This is a genomic window from Crateriforma spongiae (assembly GCF_012290005.1).
In the GTDB taxonomy this organism is placed as follows: domain Bacteria; phylum Planctomycetota; class Planctomycetia; order Pirellulales; family Pirellulaceae; genus Crateriforma; species Crateriforma spongiae.
The window spans coordinates 553158-569738 of sequence record NZ_JAAXMS010000001.1 but is presented as its reverse complement, the minus strand read 5'-3'; the positions used below and the strand labels follow the sequence as shown (position 1 = coordinate 569738).

Annotated in this window: 12 protein-coding genes; 9 read left to right on the top strand and 3 right to left on the bottom strand. The window is 56.7% G+C overall.

Going from position 1 to position 16581, the window contains the following annotated elements; genetic code table 11:
- Positions 1 to 11: 11 nt before the first annotated feature.
- Together HFP54_RS02110 and HFP54_RS02105 are read left to right on the top strand one after the other, a co-directional pair.
- The gene (locus HFP54_RS02110) at positions 12 to 1211 is read left to right on the top strand and encodes an efflux RND transporter periplasmic adaptor subunit (RefSeq protein WP_168563882.1); all 1200 of its coding nucleotides are present in this window, start codon (positions 12 to 14) and stop codon (positions 1209 to 1211) included.
- A gap of 166 nt (positions 1212 to 1377) precedes the next feature.
- The gene (locus tag HFP54_RS02105) at positions 1378 to 2331 is read left to right on the top strand and encodes a YheT family hydrolase (protein ID WP_168563881.1); all 954 of its coding nucleotides are present in this window, start codon (positions 1378 to 1380) and stop codon (positions 2329 to 2331) included.
- Here HFP54_RS02105 and HFP54_RS02100 read toward each other — a convergent pair.
- Positions 2274 to 2636, bottom strand: coding sequence for a 2Fe-2S iron-sulfur cluster-binding protein (locus tag HFP54_RS02100; RefSeq protein ID WP_146412117.1), 363 nt, complete (start codon positions 2634 to 2636; stop codon positions 2274 to 2276). The genes HFP54_RS02105 and HFP54_RS02100 overlap by 58 nt on opposite strands.
- A 235-nt stretch (positions 2637 to 2871) precedes the next feature.
- Between HFP54_RS02100 and HFP54_RS02095 the strand changes: the two genes are divergently transcribed.
- The 4 genes from HFP54_RS02095 to HFP54_RS02080 all read left to right on the top strand — a co-directional run bounded on the left by HFP54_RS02095 (position 2872) and on the right by HFP54_RS02080 (position 10155).
- Positions 2872 to 6228, top strand: coding sequence for a DEAD/DEAH box helicase (locus HFP54_RS02095; RefSeq protein ID WP_168563880.1), 3357 nt, complete (start codon positions 2872 to 2874; stop codon positions 6226 to 6228).
- Positions 6229 to 6311: 83 nt separating this feature from the next.
- Positions 6312 to 7370 carry an N-acetyltransferase DgcN family protein gene (locus tag HFP54_RS02090; RefSeq protein WP_168563879.1) on the top strand — a complete coding sequence of 353 codons (1059 nt, stop codon included), beginning with the start codon at positions 6312 to 6314 and terminating at the stop codon, positions 7368 to 7370.
- Positions 7370 to 8413: a dipeptide epimerase gene (locus tag HFP54_RS02085; RefSeq protein ID WP_168563878.1), complete on the top strand. Its 1044-nt coding sequence runs from the start codon at positions 7370 to 7372 to the stop codon at positions 8411 to 8413. The genes HFP54_RS02090 and HFP54_RS02085 overlap by 1 nt, the downstream gene beginning before the upstream one ends.
- The gene (locus HFP54_RS02080) at positions 8410 to 10155 is read left to right on the top strand and encodes a Na+/H+ antiporter NhaC family protein (protein ID WP_168563877.1); all 1746 of its coding nucleotides are present in this window, start codon (positions 8410 to 8412) and stop codon (positions 10153 to 10155) included. Before HFP54_RS02085 ends, HFP54_RS02080 begins: the two co-directional genes overlap by 4 nt.
- Here the strand turns inward: HFP54_RS02080 and HFP54_RS02075 are convergent.
- Entirely contained in the window at positions 10142 to 11065 is a 924-nt protein-coding gene (locus HFP54_RS02075) for a LysR family transcriptional regulator (protein ID WP_146412107.1), read from the bottom strand. The genes HFP54_RS02080 and HFP54_RS02075 overlap by 14 nt on opposite strands.
- Positions 11066 to 11509: 444 nt before the next feature.
- Here HFP54_RS02075 and HFP54_RS02070 point away from each other — a divergent pair, with 444 nt between their 5' ends.
- The 3 genes from HFP54_RS02070 to HFP54_RS02060 are packed head-to-tail and all read left to right on the top strand — an operon-like array spanning position 11510 to position 14871.
- The gene (locus HFP54_RS02070; protein WP_146412105.1) at positions 11510 to 13318 is read left to right on the top strand and encodes a PAS domain S-box protein; all 1809 of its coding nucleotides are present in this window, start codon (positions 11510 to 11512) and stop codon (positions 13316 to 13318) included.
- The gene (locus HFP54_RS02065; RefSeq protein WP_168563876.1) at positions 13315 to 13776 is read left to right on the top strand and encodes a response regulator; all 462 of its coding nucleotides are present in this window, start codon (positions 13315 to 13317) and stop codon (positions 13774 to 13776) included. Before HFP54_RS02070 ends, HFP54_RS02065 begins: the two co-directional genes overlap by 4 nt.
- Before the next feature lie 9 nt (positions 13777 to 13785).
- The gene (locus HFP54_RS02060; protein WP_168563875.1) at positions 13786 to 14871 is read left to right on the top strand and encodes a sensor histidine kinase; all 1086 of its coding nucleotides are present in this window, start codon (positions 13786 to 13788) and stop codon (positions 14869 to 14871) included.
- 253 nt (positions 14872 to 15124) lie between these two features.
- Here HFP54_RS02060 and HFP54_RS02055 read toward each other — a convergent pair whose 3' ends face one another.
- Positions 15125 to 16111, bottom strand: a complete 987-nt coding sequence (locus tag HFP54_RS02055; RefSeq protein ID WP_235951188.1) for a hypothetical protein — start codon at positions 16109 to 16111, stop codon at positions 15125 to 15127.
- Positions 16112 to 16581 lie beyond the last annotated feature (470 nt).

Genomic DNA, 16581 nt, shown 5'->3' with positions numbered 1-16581 from the left:
CCGTTTCAACCATGTCATTCGCGAAAAAGATCGTTCTGTGGTCCACCATCCTGGCGTTGCTGGGCGGTGCCGGCTACCTCGCGTTGTCGCCGCGTCCTGTGATGGTCGACACTGATGTGCTTCAAAACGGCCCGTTGATGGTATCGATCGAAGATGATGGGGTCACTCGAATTCGTGAACGCTACGTCGTGTCGGCGCCTCTGCCGAGTCGATTGCTGCGTATCACCTGGGATGTGGGCGACGAAGTTCTCTCCAACCAGACCGTCTTGGCTCGCTTGGAACCGACCAACCCGCAACTGCTAGATCCGCGAGAAATCGCCCAAGCGCAAGCACGTATCCGGGCGGCCGAACAGCGACTGGAATCGTCCAAAGCCGAACTATCGCAGGCGGAAGCCGAACTGCAGTTTGCCGAGCGAGAAATGGGTCGCCTGAGAAAGTTGCTGACCGCCAACGCGACATCGCAAACGGAGTTTGAACAAAAGGAATTACAGTTCCGCCAACTGACCGAAAAAGTCCGCGCAGCCACGTTCGGCGTCGATATTGCGGAGTATGAATTGGAACTCCAACGTGCCGCATTGATTCTGACCGAATCGCCCGACGACAGCGGCAAAGCGATGGCGTTGGAGATTCGTTCGCCGATCAACGGACGAGTGCTGAGAATCTATGAAGAAAGCACGACGGTGGTCACCGCGGGTCAGCCGTTGATGGAACTTGGTGACCCCAGCGATTTGGAAGTGGTCGTCGATGTTCTATCACGCGACGCCGTTCGCATTTCGGCGGGCGATCGCGTCATTATGAATCAGTGGGGCGGCGCCGATCCGTTGCACGGCGTCGTGCGTCTGATCGAACCCTCAGGGTTCACCAAAGTTTCCGCACTGGGAGTCGAAGAACAACGAGTCAACGTGATCGTGGATTTCGCCGACCCGGGTGGAAACCCGGCCATGCTGGGCGACAACTTTCGCGTCGATTGCCAGATCGTGACGTGGAGTACGGACGAGACTCTGGTTGTTCCCACCAGCGCACTCTATCGTGACGGCCCCCAATGGATGCTGTTCCGAGTCAAAAGCGGTCGGGCGGTCGCAACCCCCGTACAGATTGGCCAAAACAATGGAATGAAAGCCGAAATCATCTCCGGTGCAAAGCCTGGTGACCAAGTGATCGTCTACCCGAGTGATGAAGTCTCCGATGGCGTGTTGGTCCGCCAACGCTAAGATTGCCGATGTCGTCCTTTCCCGTCGGTTCATTTTGTGGTGACCAACGCTTGCCATGAAGACAAGCCAGATAGCCACCAGCGTTCCCCCGTTCCTACCGCATCCATTGTGGCGGGGTGGTCATCTACAGACGTTGGCAACGCTGCGTTCAGGCAGGTCGCCCGTTTTGAGACCGATTCCCCATCTGGTTCCAACTCGTGACGACGACACCATCGTCCTACACGAAGACCTGCCCACGTTACCGGATGATGAACCGCGTGGTGAATTCGCCGGGTCGACGCCGTCCGTTTTGTTGGTTCATGGTCTTTGTGGTTGCCATCGATCGTCGTACATGGTGCGGATCGCTGACCGGCTGACACGGCGAGGCATTCGAGTGTTTCGGATGGACCAACGTGTATGCGGTGCCGCGACTAAGCTTTCCAATCAAATCACCCACGCCGGCCGCAGTGATGACTGCGCCGACGCGTTGGACTACATCGCGGCACGGACCGACGGCCCATTGGGCGTGGCAGGGTTTTCGATGGGCGGCAACCAAGTGCTTCGGATGCTGGGACATCGATCAGTGCACCCTTCATCCGACAACGATTTTTTTGATCGACTGATTGCGGCCTTCGTCGTCGCTCCACCAGTGGATCTGGCATGCTGCAGTCGGCACATGTTGACGGGTCTGCGTCGCGTCTACAGCCGGTATTTTTTGAAACGTTTGCTGCGTGGACTTCCACACGTCGCCCGGCGTCACCAATGGGTCGATGACTTGTTGGCGACCGCCCCGCCCAAAACGCTGTGGGATTTCGACGACCGTCTGACCGCGCCGCTGGCCGGATTCAAGGACGCGATGCATTACTACGACACCTGTTCGGCCCGCCGGGTCACCGGATCGATTCGCACGCCGACGTGTTTGGTCGCCGCGATCAATGACCCAATCGTTCCGATCACGTGTTTCCGAGGTGACCAGGCAGCCGAATTTTCAACTTCGGTCCAACGGGTGTTGGTACCCGGCGGTGGGCACTTGGGTTTTGTCGACCGCCGGGGAAATTGCTGGATCGACGGTGTCGCGGAGACCTATTTTTCAACCCAATTCGGGGTCGGTTCGATATCGTCGGCCACCGGTGAACCTTGATCCTTGCGACCGCTGCCTTCCAATCGGCTGATCAGACGCACTGACATGTCGTGGTCACAGGCGATTTGGCAGCTAAGACGTACCCCGGGCTGGTCGACTTCACGGACTTTTAACGTTTCTTTTTCCGCGGCGGTCATTTTGTCCGGTTCGCCGTCCAAAAATTCGACGCGACACGTCGTGCATCGGCTGAAGCCACCACAGGCGTGCAATTGATCCGTCCCGGCGTCTTCGACCAGAGCCTTGATCAACCGCTTTCCAGGGGCGACTTCGAATTCGCCCACGCCTTCGATCGTCAATTTTGGCATCGCTGTAACCTCGTGCTGATGGGAATCGGGGTTGCGGGATCGCCGGCAAAAAAACTGGTCGATCCCAGCGGAAGACCGAACACTGTAGTGTCCGGCGTGGCGGTGCACAGTCCGCCAAACGGCCCGCCGGGCGGGGGTAACGGCAAACTTTCGTCACGCCGGCATCGTCAAGACTAACTTGGCCGTTAAACTGGTGGGCTTGGCTGATACACGAAACGCGAACGGATTTCCCTGTATGGATTTGCTTTCAAGTGATTCACTGGCAGCATTTGGCTTGTTGGTGGTGGAAGCCGCACAAAATCTGGTCGACGTCCACGATGAATCGCTGGACAAACGCGCCGCGTTGCTGAAGGTAGAACAGCCCACACTGCACCAGAACGACGGGGATATTCGATTCGATTTTCGTGTCGCCGGAAATCGTCAAAAAACCGAAACCGTCCAGATCCACATCATCCCTGACGACGATGTCGACTTGGACGAAGTCGAAGCCTTCCAGGTTTCGTTGCGAGCCGACGCAGTTTGCGAATGCGTCAGTTTTCAACGCGATGGATCGTGTCCCCACACGCTGGCGTGTGCCTGGTGGCTTCAAGAACAATTGGGCCGACGAAACATCCAGCAGGTGCTGGAATTTTTCGGGTCATTGGAACGCGATTCCGTATCCGACGGTCGCGAGCTGGTCAAAGAATTGTTGACCCTGGCCGACAATTTACAGCAGCCCAACGACGTTCCCACCACGCGTTTGCAATGGCGGATCGGCATCACCGACGCACGTTATTACTGTCCGGTATCGGTGCGTGCCTATGAACAACGTCCGCGCAAAAGCGGTCGTGGATGGACCAAAGGTCGTGAACTGAGGGCCTATGATCTATTACAAAGGGATTTCAGCCACCAGCCGATCGACGGCCAAATCGCCGCATTGGTGGCCGACCCCAGCTACAGCTTCAACGAAGACCACTTCAGCGAATTCCAGGCCATCCGATTGTTGATCGGACACCCCAACGTCGTTTGGGACGACCAAGATGCACGCGGTGTGTCCGTTCAATCAGGACAGCTGTCACTGGCGATTGAAGTGATCGAGATTGACGAAGCCGGTGACCAGGACGGTCCCGAACAAGAATCCTCTCCTGAGGATGAAGCGATCCGCACCAAGTTTCGCCCGAAATTGCACCTTGGTGGGCAACCGCTGAACACCGAATCTTGCGACATCATCAAGGGCTACGCCAGCCCGTCCGAACCGGTGCTGTTGATCGTCGATCAGGACCAAGATCGGATCGTCTATTGCCCGTTGCCATCGCAACGGGCGATTCGCATGTTCGAATTCTTGCTGCGTTCGGATTGGGAAGACGCTTTGCTGGACTTTGAGACGGCCAATTTGTTGGCGGTCCAAGCGTCCAAGATCCATTCGTTGATCAACGTCGACTTGCCGTTGCAACTGGCCGGGCCCCTGGAACAAGTCGAGCCCGAACTGGTGATCGAATTGCGACCGCGGGTGGGTGCCGGCACCAAGGTCGCGCTGGGAATGCACGACCCACGATTCGAACACTTGATGATACCCGGTGCGCCGCCGCAGACGGTGACCTGCTTAACGCCCGAAGGCCCCATCCGGTTGGGCCGCGATTTGGCGGTCGAGCGAAATGTGGCCGACCAGGTGACCGAGCGGTTCGCCTTGCATCAGTTTTCGTCTGACGGTTCCTATCGCTGGGTCGCCGAAACCGACGAAGACTCATTGGACTTGTTAGGGCGTCTGCACGCCGCCGGCGAAGAAGCCCCGCGAATCATTTGGCCCGAAGGCGAATCGATACGAGTGCGTGGCGAAATCACACCGTCATCGTTGCGGGTCCAAATCGACGACCGGCGTGACTGGTTCGGCATGTCGGGAGTGATCGATCTTCAAGGCCACCAAGTCGCGTTGTCCGATGTCCTATCGGCGGTTCAAGACAACCGATCGCTCGTCCGTGTCGGCGATCGTGAATTCGCCAAAATCAGTGACGAATTCCGCCAGCGTTTGCGGCAGTTAAGTGATAGCGTGGTGTCCGAACGCGGCGGCCTGAAGATCGCCGATGCGGCGGTTCCGTCGGTCCAAGACTTAATCGGCGAAGACGTCATTTTGGAGGCGGCCGATCGATGGCACCAGTCGATCGAAAATCTGCAATCCTTGCACGACTGGACTCCCGAAAAGCCATCCGAATTGGATGTCGAATTTCGACACTATCAATTGGAAGGTTACCAATGGCTGGCCCGCTTAAGCCGATGGGGCGTTGGTGGTGTCTTGGCCGACGACATGGGTCTGGGAAAAACGGTCCAAGCGTTGGGCGTTCTGTGCGATCGCGGCGATGGCGGTCCGGCCCTGGTCATCGCGCCGACCAGCGTGGGGGACAACTGGGTCCGCGAAGCAAACCGGTTTGCCCCCACTCTGAATCCGATCTTGTATCGCGATTCGAACCGCGATGAATTGATCAAAACAGCCAAAGCCGACGATTTGGTCATCGTCAGTTACCAATTGTTGCAGCGGGACGCGAAACGCTTTGCCAGTCGCATCTGGAACACTCTGGTTTTGGATGAAGCTCAGTTCATCAAGAACGCGCAAACCAAGACGGCTCAGTCCATTCGACGAATCGATGCCAACTGGCGAATCGGGCTTTCCGGAACGCCGTTGGAAAATCACCTGGGCGAATTGTGGAGCCTGTTTCGGACCCTGAGCCCAGGATTGCTGGGATCCTGGGATCGTTTCCGCAACCGATTCGCGGAACCCATCGAACGACACCGTGACGATGAACGTCGCACATCATTGGCCCGTCTGGTACGTCCATTCATCCTGCGTCGGACCAAAGAAAAGGTGTTGACCGAGCTGCCACCGCGGACGGAAATCACTGTGCAAGCGGTTTTGTCCAAGGAAGAACGCCGCTTGTACGAGGAAGCCCGGATGGCCGCGGTCGCGGAATTGTCCGGTGCCGCGATTGCGGAAAAAGGCGAAGGCGATCGCCGGATTCGCACGCTCGCTTGGTTGACCAAGTTACGTCAGCTTTCCTGCCATCCCCAGTTGGTCGATCGCTCGTGGAAAAAGGGTTCAGCAAAGTTGAGCCTAATGATGGAATTGATCAACGAATTGCGTGACGAAGACCATAGGGCTTTGGTGTTCAGCCAGTTCGTCAAGCACTTGGATGTGGTTCGCAAAGAATTGGACCAGCAAGGCATTGCCTATCAGTACTTGGACGGCAGCACTCCTGCCAAAGAACGTCAACGCCGGGTGGATGCTTTCCAAAATGGTGAAGGCGACCTGTTCCTGATTTCGCTGAAAGCCGGCGGGACGGGACTGAACCTGACCGCGGCTGATTACGTTTTCCATCTGGATCCGTGGTGGAACCCGGCGGTGGAAGACCAGGCGACCGACCGGGCGCACCGAATCGGCCAAGAACGCCCGGTGACGGTCTATCGTCTGGTCGCCCAGGGGACCATCGAAGAACAAATTCTGCAGATGCACGCCGACAAACGCGAACTGGTCGCCGGTGTGTTGGACGGTACCGATGGGGCTGCCAAGCTGAACACCCAAGACTTGATCAACCTGATCAAGGAAGGCGTGGCCCAATCGTAGCTTTTGGTGACGCCAAATTCCGTCGCGATCCTTTGACCAACAACTCTTGTTCCCAGCGTCCGAACATTCATTCGACGGCAACGATGGACCTTCGCAAATACCAACGCATCGCACTGTTGACCGACGGATTTTCGACGCCTTTCTTGGCAAAGACCGCGATCAATCTTTTGCGGTACCGTGGCGATAACGTGGTCGCGTTGATCGATCGCGATCATACGGGATCTGACGCCGGGACGGTTCTGGGAATCGATTCGCCGGTGTGCGACGGGATCCCCGTACTTGGAACGATCGACCATCACGACATCGATGCCGTTTTCGTGGGAATTGCGCCACCGGGCGGCAAATTACCGCCACGTTGGGACGACCTGATTGACGCCGCCATCGATCGCGGCATCGACGTCGTCTCGGGCTTGCATGAATTTCTATGCAACCGTCCCGAATGGGTGGATGCGGCCGAAAGATCAGGCAGCCGTTTGATTGACGTTCGCAAGAACGATTTTAGATCGGTCGCCAGCTGTGCCGCGTTTGACCGAAACTGTCTGCGCATCCATGCCATTGGGAATGATTGCAGTCTGGGAAAAATGGTGACCTGTTTGGAAATCCAAAACGGCCTTCAACGTCGAGGGGTGGACGCCGGCTTTGCGGCAACCGGACAAACCGGGATCATGATTGCCGGCACAGGAATTCCCATCGATTGCGTCGTCGCCGACTTCGTCAACGGTGCGGCCGAACGTTTGACGCTGGACCATCAGAACCATGACGTTTTGTTGATCGAAGGGCAGGGCAGTTTATCGCACCCGATGTTTTCGGCGGTCACGCTGGGCTTGCTGCACGGCTGCGCTCCCGATGGGTTGGTGTTCTGTTATCAACCCGGTCGTGATTTCGTCAAAGGGCTTGATGGCGTTGCGATTCCACCGCTGCGTACATTGATAAATTTATCCGTGGCGATGGCCAATCTGCGACACCCGTGCCGAATCATCGGGATCGCCGCCAACACATCACTGCTATCCGATGCCGAAGCCGAATCCGAAATGCAGCGAGCTTATGAGGAATTTGGTTTTCCGGTTTGTGATGTTTATCGCAATGGTCCCGAGGTCCTGGTCGATGCCGTGATCCGCTTGAAACAAGAACAACAAGCCTGATGCAGATTCTCAGTGAGACAGTGACGCTGCACACCGAGCATCCGTTCGGTATTTCTCGCGAAACGATTCAGACGCAGCGCAGTGTGATCGTCCAGTTGCAGCATTTGGATCATGTGGGATGGGGCGAAGTCACCGAGAATCGGTTCTATGGTCGAACCGCTGAATCGATACAAGAAAACATTCGCATCGCTGCCGACACTTTGTCTGGGATGACGGAAATACTGCCCTGCAGCGGTGGGGTGAAACAGATCTGGGACCGAGTCGCCCAGCGGATCTTGCCGGACACCTTTGCCTTGTCGGCGATCGATTCGGCCGTTTGCGACTGGGCTGCAAAACACCAGAACGTTCCGACGTATCAGATTTGGGGCCTGGACTGGACTTCGAAAGTACCGTCCAGCTTTACTATCGGATTAGACACCATCGATCGTATGGTCACGAAACTCCGTCAACGTCCCGGTTGGCCGGTCTACAAGATCAAGCTGGGATCCGATGACGACCTGGACATCGTGCGGCGTCTGCGGCAAGAAACCGATGCGGTATTTCGCGTCGATGCCAACGGTGGCTGGGACGTCGACAAAACGATTGCCATGTCACAGGCAATGAAAACGCTGAACGTTCAGTTCATCGAACAGCCGCTGCCAATCGATGCATCGGAGTCGGCCAAGCGAGACGTGTTCACCCACAGCCGACTGCCCCTGATCGCCGATGAAGATTGTCAAGTTGTGGCGGACGTCGCCAAGTGCTCGGGAATGTATCACGGGATCAGCGTCAAGCTTTGCAAGTGTGGTGGGCTGACCCCCGCGTTCGACATGCTACGCCAAGCCCGACGTTTGGGATTATCAACAATGGTCGGCTGTATGGTGGAAAGCTCCATTGGAATCAGCGCCGCTGCGCAGTTGTTGCCATTGCTAGATTTCGCGGACTTGGACGGCGCCGAACTTTTGGATTCTGACCCGGCGATGGGAGCCAGCGTAGACCGAGGAATCGTTACACTTGCGGTCGGCAACGGTCACGCGGCATCCATGCGACAACATTCCGAATGAAAAATCCATCCCAACCGGCCTCCACATCGACGATTGGACGTTGGCTTCACAGTGCCGCGTTTGCACCGCTGGCAATTGTTTTCTGCGTGGTTTTGTCCTTGATCGCCGGCCGCGTGGCTGATGAAAACTGGATCGAGCAATTCACCAGCCAAGGCGGCCAGGACGTTCAAGTCAGCCCCGACCTGATCGCAACCGCCGATGACCTGCGGGAGAAGATTCAAGAGGAAAAAACATCATCGGACAGCTTGCTGGTCACGTCGCCCGATGATTCGGCGCCTGCGGTTCGCGTCACCGTGGGAAGGCATTTTGGCATCTGGTCCATTTTGCCCGCGGTCATCACTTTGGCGTTTTGCGTGACCTTTCGCGAACCGTTGCCGGCACTGCTGCTGGGGATCTTGTCGGGGGCTTTGGTTTTACAGCAATACGATTTGACGGATGCGGTTTTGTTGCCCGGTTTGGCATCGACACGCGCCGCCGGAATCACACTTTTGTATTTGTGGCTGTTGGGCGCGTTGCTTGGCGTTTGGTCGCGAACCGGCGCCGCGTTGGCGTTCGCCGAATGGGTGTGCGGCAAGTTTGTGCGTGGCCCACGTTCGGCGAAGTTGGTCGCTTGGGTTCTGGGAGTGTTGTTTTTCCAAGGCGGCACGGTCAGCACGGTGCTGGTCGGGACCACCGTCAAGCCGATCACCGATCGAAACCGGATCAGCCCGGAAGAACTTAGCTATGTGGTCGATTCCACGGCATCGCCGATTGCATCATTGATCGCCTTCAACGCTTGGCCGGGCTATGTGCAATCGTTGATTGCGGTTCCCGGAGTGGCTTACTTGGCCACGGAGGCGGATCGCATCGGATTCTTTTTCCAATGTGCACCGCTTAGCTTTTACAGCATCTTTGCCATCACCGGAACGTTTCTGCTATCGATCGACAAAGCACCGTTTCTGGGTAAACGTTTTCGGGCGGCAATCGCCAGAGCCCGCCGGCAAGGCAATCCCGTCACCACCGGCGATGTGCACGTCAGTGCCGACACCATCGAACCGATGGGCTTTGAAGGGGACCCTGACAACCAAATTGATCCCGACTATCGGGCCAACCCCTGGGAATTCGCGTTGCCGCTGCTAACGCTGATCGGTATCGCAGTCGGCACGGGACTTTACGATAGCCCGAAGGTGCGTTGGGCCTTCGCGGCGGCACTGGGCGTTGCCATTGCCGCCGCACTGGTGCGTGGCATGAAGTTGCCGTCATTGGTCGAAGGCGTCGGCGATGGACTGAAAAGCGTCACCGTTGTGTCGGTGATCTTGGTCCTGGCGGTCGTGCTGGGTGGCATCACCACCGAACTGGGCGGTGGACTTTATTTGTCCACGGCGATCGGCGAAAACGCCCCGCGAATACTGTTCCCCGCGATCCTGTTTGTGTTGACCGCGGTGATCGCGTTCGCCACCGGCACGAGTTTCGGGACCTATGCCATCGCCTATCCATTGACGATGCCGATGGCGATCGCGATGTCGTCAGGATTGCCCGCAGAATCGGGCCAGTGGTTCGTGATGATTTGCTTTGCCGCGGTCTTGAACGGCAGCGTTTTTGGCGATCAGTGTAGCCCGATCTCCGATACGACGATTCTAAGTTCGCTGGTCTCGGATTGTGACCTGATGGAACACGTACGCACACAGATTGTTCCAGCGTGCCTTGCCGGCGTCTTGGCGATGATCGCGTGGACGATCATGACTGCGATTACGGTTGGCTGACGTCGTCGACCGTTCCCCCGATCGCTTTGACTTCGTCGATCAAGTCTTTCATCGCTGGTGACAACAGCAAGCCCTTTCGCCACATCGCGACGATACTGCGAACGCCCATCAGGTCGGCAGCTGATCGAGTTTGCAGGTTCTGTCGCAAGTATCCCTGTGCATTACCCGCCAGGATGCCAATGCCCATCCCCGCGGCCACACAGGCGACGGTGAAAGCACTGTTGTCCGTTTCGACGACCACCCTGGGTTTCAATCCTTCGCGATGAAATGCTTGTTCCAGCGCAGAACGTCCGTGAGATCCCGATCGCGTGACAATCAAGTCCTGCTTGGCCAGATCAACCAACCGCAGCGTATCGGCTTTCATGATCGAATGCTCGGGCGGACTGACGACCAAGAAGTCCACCGTATAAACCGATTCGTAGTGCAATCGTTCGTTGGCCTGTTGTGGATTGGGCTGCAATGCGAACGCCAGATCCGCCTGGTCGTTCAATAACAGTTCCTCCGCACGCTTGTCGCTCCCCTGGCAAATCACCAACACGTTGTCATGAGACTCGCGGAATCGGGCAAAAGGACGCGCCAGATCCTCCAACATCATTCGCACCCCGCTGACGATACGTATGGGTGCTGCGATCGAATCTTCTAGCCGGTCAAAGGTCGATTCCAAACTGACCAGAATCGGGTCGATCTGGCGGTACAACGCCAATGCGGGTGCGGTGGGCTTGATGCTGCGTCCCGTTTTTTCAAACAGCTTGACCCCATAGACCCTTTCGATCGCTTGAACCTGCTGCCAAACGGTGGGCACCGACAACCCGCAGACTTTGGCCGCTGCGGCGTACCCGCCCTCGCGCATCACCAGACAGAACGTGTTTAGCTGGGCCGCGGTCAGGTCGTAGAAACGGGGAGAAGGCATCTTTTCACCATACGTCGATAGCAAATGTTCTTTTTCGACTATTTAATTGTGGTAAAGCATTTTGTGGCTTAGATTGGCCCTTGAAGCAACCCCAGACGCTGCTGCTGGAGCCTGCGGAGATGACTTCGTCGAATTCATGGCAGCGGGAGCGCGACCGCGTTCCCATCTCGAGCACCACACAGGTGGCGGTTCAGGGTGATTGCCACCAATGCGTTTCTTGTACCACCCCCGGCGTTGAGCGTTCCGATGTGTTCGGGGCACGACTCAGCGGCCGTCGGCGTCGGGCGGTGGACAGGATCCAGCTTTCTTCACCATGACCGGGCAACGGTCGAAATTTTCCCGGCCCGTTATCGATGAAATTTGCGCTCCGATAGATGCGTATCCTTCCCGGTGGTTCACTCTGTACACTGTCCAACGCTAAAAGGATCCACCCGACGCCGCAGGATGATCGCGCCAGTGTTTCGTGAATCGCACTATGGGCAACTGATCATTGACGCCATCCCGTCACTGGTCTTTCTCAAAGACAACCAGAACAACATTTTGAAAGTCAACCAGGCCGTCGTTGACAGCTTGGGCATCCCACGCGAGCGAATCGAGGGGAAACATTCCTCAGAGATTTTTCCGGATGATGCGGACCGATTCTACGAAGATGACTGCGCGGTGATGGCCACCGGCCAGCCGCGTCTGGGCTACACCGAAGCGGTCGGCGATCGCTGGGTCCGAACCGACAAGATGCCGATCGCCAACGACCAGGGGGCGTATCATCGCATCTTAGTGATCGCAACGGACATCACGGAGGTCCGTGAAGCGGAACTGGAACGTGACAAGCTGCAAACGATCCTGGAAACCACCAATCGGATTGCCAACGTCGGTGGCTGGGAATACACGTTAGATCCGCCTGCCATTAAATGGTCCCCCCAAGTGTGTCGCATCCATGGGATGCCCGACGACCATCAACCCAGTCTAGATTCTGCGATCAACTATTACGCACCGGATGACCGGGCGACGGTTCAAGCCGCCGTGCGACGTGGCATTGAACAGTTGGAACCTTGGGATTTCGAGGCACAACTGATCCGATCCGACGGAACCCGCGTCTGGGTTCGCGCGATGGGGGAACCGGAAGTCAAAAATGGCAAGTGCGTTCGCTTATGGGGCACGCTGCAAGACGTCACCACACTGAAAGCCATTCAAAACGAACGAGATGCCTTCTTCAACGCAACGCTGGACCTGTTGTGTGTCACCAACTTCGATGGCGAAATCGTACGCATCAATCCGGCGTGGACCGAAAGCCTGGGATACGAAGTCCCGCTGTTGGAAGGTCGGAATCTTTTCGACCTGGTTCACCCGCAAGACGCCGATGAAACGCGTCGCGTGATTGCGGAATTGAAAAACGGTGTATCGGTCCAGGGCTTTACCAACCGGATCCGTCACCGCAACGATTCCTATCGGACGTTGGAGTGGTCCATCCCGGAACCACGCCACGGGGACCAGGTGCTGTTTGCTGCGGCCCGCGACGTCACCGATCAACACAAGTTGATGCAGCAGCTTCAGCGGTCCAACGCCGAACTGGACCATTTTGCCTACATCGCATCACATGATTTGAAGGCCCCGCTACGCGCCATCGACCATATCTCGGGATGGCTGCAAGAAGACTTGGCCGGCGACCTGCCGGCCGAATCCGAACGCCACCTGCAACAGTTGAACCAGCGTGTGCGTCGGATGGAAAAACTGTTGGACGATTTGTTGGCCTATTCCCGGGCCTCGCGAGACCGTGGACAGGTCAGTGTCGTATCGATATCGAAAGTGGTCCGCGGTGTCATTGATTTCTTAGCAGTGCCCAAGGAATTCACGATCGATTCGAAAATTCAAATCGAACAAATGACGACGCGTCGCACGCCGTTGGAAACCGTTTTGCGGAACCTAATTTCCAACGCCGTCAAACACCATGACCGAGAATCGGGAACGATCCAGGTCTGCTGCCAGCACTGCCCGGACGACGACCGATTCGTCCAGTTTTCCGTCGCCGATGATGGCCCTGGTATCGCCCCTGAACTGCGGCAGCGTGCCTTTAAAATCTTCCAGACGCTGCGGCCTCGTGATGAAGTCGAAGGCAGTGGCGTCGGTCTGGCAATCGTTCAACGAATCATTGAAACCGAAGGTGGAGCCGTCAGTATCGACAGCAACCAACCGCGGGGCACTGTGATTCAATTCACGTGGCCGTTGGAACCAATCGAACAGGATCATGCAGGATGAACGCGGTAAACGAAAACCCATACTCGGCAGTCCAAATCTTATTGGTCGAAGACGACGACATCGATGCGGAGGCGATCGGCAGAGCGTTTCGCAAAGCCAAGATTGCCAATCCGACGCACCGTGTTTGTGATGGGATGGAAGCCCTGGAAGTCCTTCGGGGCAACGCGGCGAGTGCGATCAGTCATCCCTACTTGGTACTGCTCGACTTGAACCTCCCCCGCTTGGATGGCATTGGATTCCTACGCGAAATCCGCGCCGATGGGTCACTAAAGGGAACCATCGTATTTGTGTTGACAACATCGGATGATGACGCCGATAAGATTGCAGCGTACGACGAGCAGATTGCCGGCTATATGGTGAAGTCCCGCGCCGGCAAGGACTTCATGAACTTGATCAATATGCTGGATCACTACTGGCGGGTCGTCGAATTCCCGCCGGAAAAGCTGGACGGAACCTGAGAAACTTCTATGGAATTCACGCACCGACGAATCGTGGTGATCGACGACGATTCGCTGGACCGGGAACAGATCGTTCGCTTGCTGGGATCAGATTTTCAGATCCTGTCGGCCGATTCCGCACGTCAGGGTCTGGACCACTGCCAAAAACAAAACCCCGATTGCGTCTTGCTGGACTATCGTCTGCCCGATGCCGACGGGATCGCCACGCTGCAGAAAATCACACCCAGCGGTATCCCGGTGATCATGTTGACCGGGGAAGGTGACGAGGAGGTTGCCGCCACGGCGATCAAATCGGGCGCGTTTGACTATTTTGCCAAGAAGCGACTGGACAAAGTACGGCTTCATTCAGCCATTCAGCGTGCGATCGAACATGCCGACCTACGTCGCCGCCTGTCTCGCACGCGTCAGGAGCTCGAAGACCTGGTCGGGATGGCGACTTCGGAGCTGAAAACGCCACTGGAGGATATCGAACGGACGCTGCGGACGGCTTTGGTCGACATGGCCGATGACGGTTCGGTCCGGTCACGATCATTGGTGTCCCGATCCGCCGACACGGCCAATGATCTTCGCATGATGGTACATCAATTGCTTCATCAGACCCAAGTGGATGAAGACCAGGAAACGCTGGGCTGGGTCGACATGAACGAAGCCGTTGCGATTGCGACGGAACGCTTGGTCGATTCGATCCAAGACTCCGGCGCAAAGATCCGTTACGGCGATTTACCCACGATTTGGGGTGACCGTTCCAACTTGATTCAGTTGATCCAAAACCTGTTGTCCAATGCCATCAAGTTTTGCGAAGCAGAGACACCGTTGATTGATGTCCGAGCAGAATCGAAATCGGGACAGTGGCTGTTGACCGTTTCGGACAACGGCATCGGCATCCCGATTCATGAATCGGAAGACATCTTCGTTCCGTTGAAACGACTGTATTCCAACGACGAATACCCGGGCCACGGGCTGGGCTTGGCCGCGTGCCGAAAGATCACGCAGCAACACGGCGGCCGCATATGGCTGCAAGAAAGTGATTTCAGTGGATCGGTATTCTGCATCGCCTTGCCGGACCGATCCGTAGAGATGCCCATCAACGGCTAATCAAAACCGGTGCACCTGCTTCGCTGATTCGACTGACCATTCCGGCGGTTTGGTCAATCGGTTCGGCCGTTTGATTGTCCATGGGGCGGTTGGCAGATTCTGGCGTGGGTCTGTCGACTGCGGCGCTCAAACACGCGAAAAGGCCCGACAACTTAGATGTTGCCGGGCCTTTTTCGCTTTTGGCTCGCTTCAGATCACCCCCGCCGGCATGACATCTAGTTTTGGCAGCCGGCGTCGGGATCGGTCGCGGATGTTAGTAGCGGAAGATCAAATCCAACATGACACGATTCTCGATGACATCCTTGAATTCCGTCAGCGGGAACTCATAAGCGACACCGGCTTCAATGTTACGGCTGGGCTTGTACTTCATCCCGACGTTGTGGGTCACCAAGTCGTTGCCTTCGACATCCGTGGCCGACAGATTCAGAAGGTCTTGACCGGATACGCCCAGCGGCAAGCCGACTTCGGCTTCGTCCACCCAGTGCCACCAAGAATTTTCGGTAAACAGGTAAACGCGATCGGTCAGCTTCACGTCAAAGTGATTGTTCCAGTGCACGGTGGTGCTTTGGACCGATTGGTCCACCGGCAATTGCCAACCGAACGAGGTAAGCCAGTGGGCTTGGCCGTCCAAGAAGCGTTGACCACCGGAAACGAAGAAATGGAATTCACCATCGCCAACGGCTTGGGCGGCTTTTTCGCTACCCATGGGGATCTCGTAGGTGAATCCGCCTGAAAGCAGCGTGCCCGTCCGCGTATTGCGAATCAGGTTGTACTTCAGACCCGCCGTCACGTCGGCCCACCCTGAATCGAGCACCAAGCTGTCCAGCGCACCTTCGCTGCTGTCGATGATGTAGCCGTCTTTGACCGCGATCAAACTAAGCCGCTCGGTCAGTGCAATGCGAAATTGCAACGCGAACAACTGTGCGCTGCCACCGGCCGGAATATTGTTGGGCCCCAGCGTTCCGGGGAACTGATGAGTCACGAAGATCGGACGCAACTCGGTCAAATTCCGCGGGTCTTCGAAGTGGACGAAGTCGATCATCGGGCTGATGAAATCATCAAAGCAATGATCGCTGGGGCGTAGACAGCGTTTCAACGATGCCAGGCATCCACAAGGATCGCATCCCAGTGAATCACAGCCTGCATCGCACCCGTATGCGTCACAGCCAAAGTCGTCGCACGCCTGGTCGCATCCCATCACTCCGAACGGGTCGCAACCGCCGCACGTGTCGGCTGTCACCAACGCGGGGGAACACAGGCACGCAATCGCGGCCAAAACTGATGTTTTCCAAAAGCGTTTCACCATCCACCTCCTGTCAAGTTGGCAAGTCGCCTTTGGTTCGACACCCTTGGCCGACCACCCGAATCCGACTTGTCCGATCTGTTCCGAGTCTCCCATCGGCGGGAGGCAAGACTTTGACAGTGATTCACCTTGGGCGTCGTTAAAGTTTTCCCGATCGCTGAAAAACATGTCGTCAAACCAGCATGGCCGAGTCGTACGTCGTCATCCGTGCGGATTTGTCACATTTCAGATCGTGGCGAGGCGTTAACTGCGGCATCCAGTCGCGGTGACTGGCTGCCCGACCAAGCTCGACGATCCGCCGCGCCAGGGTATGACCGACGACTTTTTTCTGGACCTTTGGCCCCCACACCGAATAATCATCACACTTCCACAGTCAGGTGCGTTTTTTGAAACCGCCCCATGGTCGC

Excerpts from the sequence above, each read along its gene's own strand:
- HFP54_RS02110 (WP_168563882.1), top strand. The coding sequence starts at position 12 with ATGTCATTCGCGAAAAAGATCGTTCTGTGGTCCACCATCCTGGCGTTG.
- HFP54_RS02100 (WP_146412117.1), bottom strand. The coding sequence starts at position 2,636 with ATGCCAAAATTGACGATCGAAGGCGTGGGCGAATTCGAAGTCGCCCCT.
- HFP54_RS02095 (WP_168563880.1), top strand. The coding sequence starts at position 2,872 with ATGGATTTGCTTTCAAGTGATTCACTGGCAGCATTTGGCTTGTTGGTG.
- HFP54_RS02090 (WP_168563879.1), top strand. The coding sequence starts at position 6,312 with ATGGACCTTCGCAAATACCAACGCATCGCACTGTTGACCGACGGATTT.
- HFP54_RS02085 (WP_168563878.1), top strand. The coding sequence starts at position 7,370 with ATGCAGATTCTCAGTGAGACAGTGACGCTGCACACCGAGCATCCGTTC.
- HFP54_RS02080 (WP_168563877.1), top strand. The coding sequence starts at position 8,410 with ATGAAAAATCCATCCCAACCGGCCTCCACATCGACGATTGGACGTTGG.
- HFP54_RS02075 (WP_146412107.1), bottom strand. The coding sequence starts at position 11,065 with ATGCCTTCTCCCCGTTTCTACGACCTGACCGCGGCCCAGCTAAACACG.
- HFP54_RS02070 (WP_146412105.1), top strand. The coding sequence starts at position 11,510 with ATGATCGCGCCAGTGTTTCGTGAATCGCACTATGGGCAACTGATCATT.
- HFP54_RS02065 (WP_168563876.1), top strand. The coding sequence starts at position 13,315 with ATGAACGCGGTAAACGAAAACCCATACTCGGCAGTCCAAATCTTATTG.
- HFP54_RS02060 (WP_168563875.1), top strand. The coding sequence starts at position 13,786 with ATGGAATTCACGCACCGACGAATCGTGGTGATCGACGACGATTCGCTG.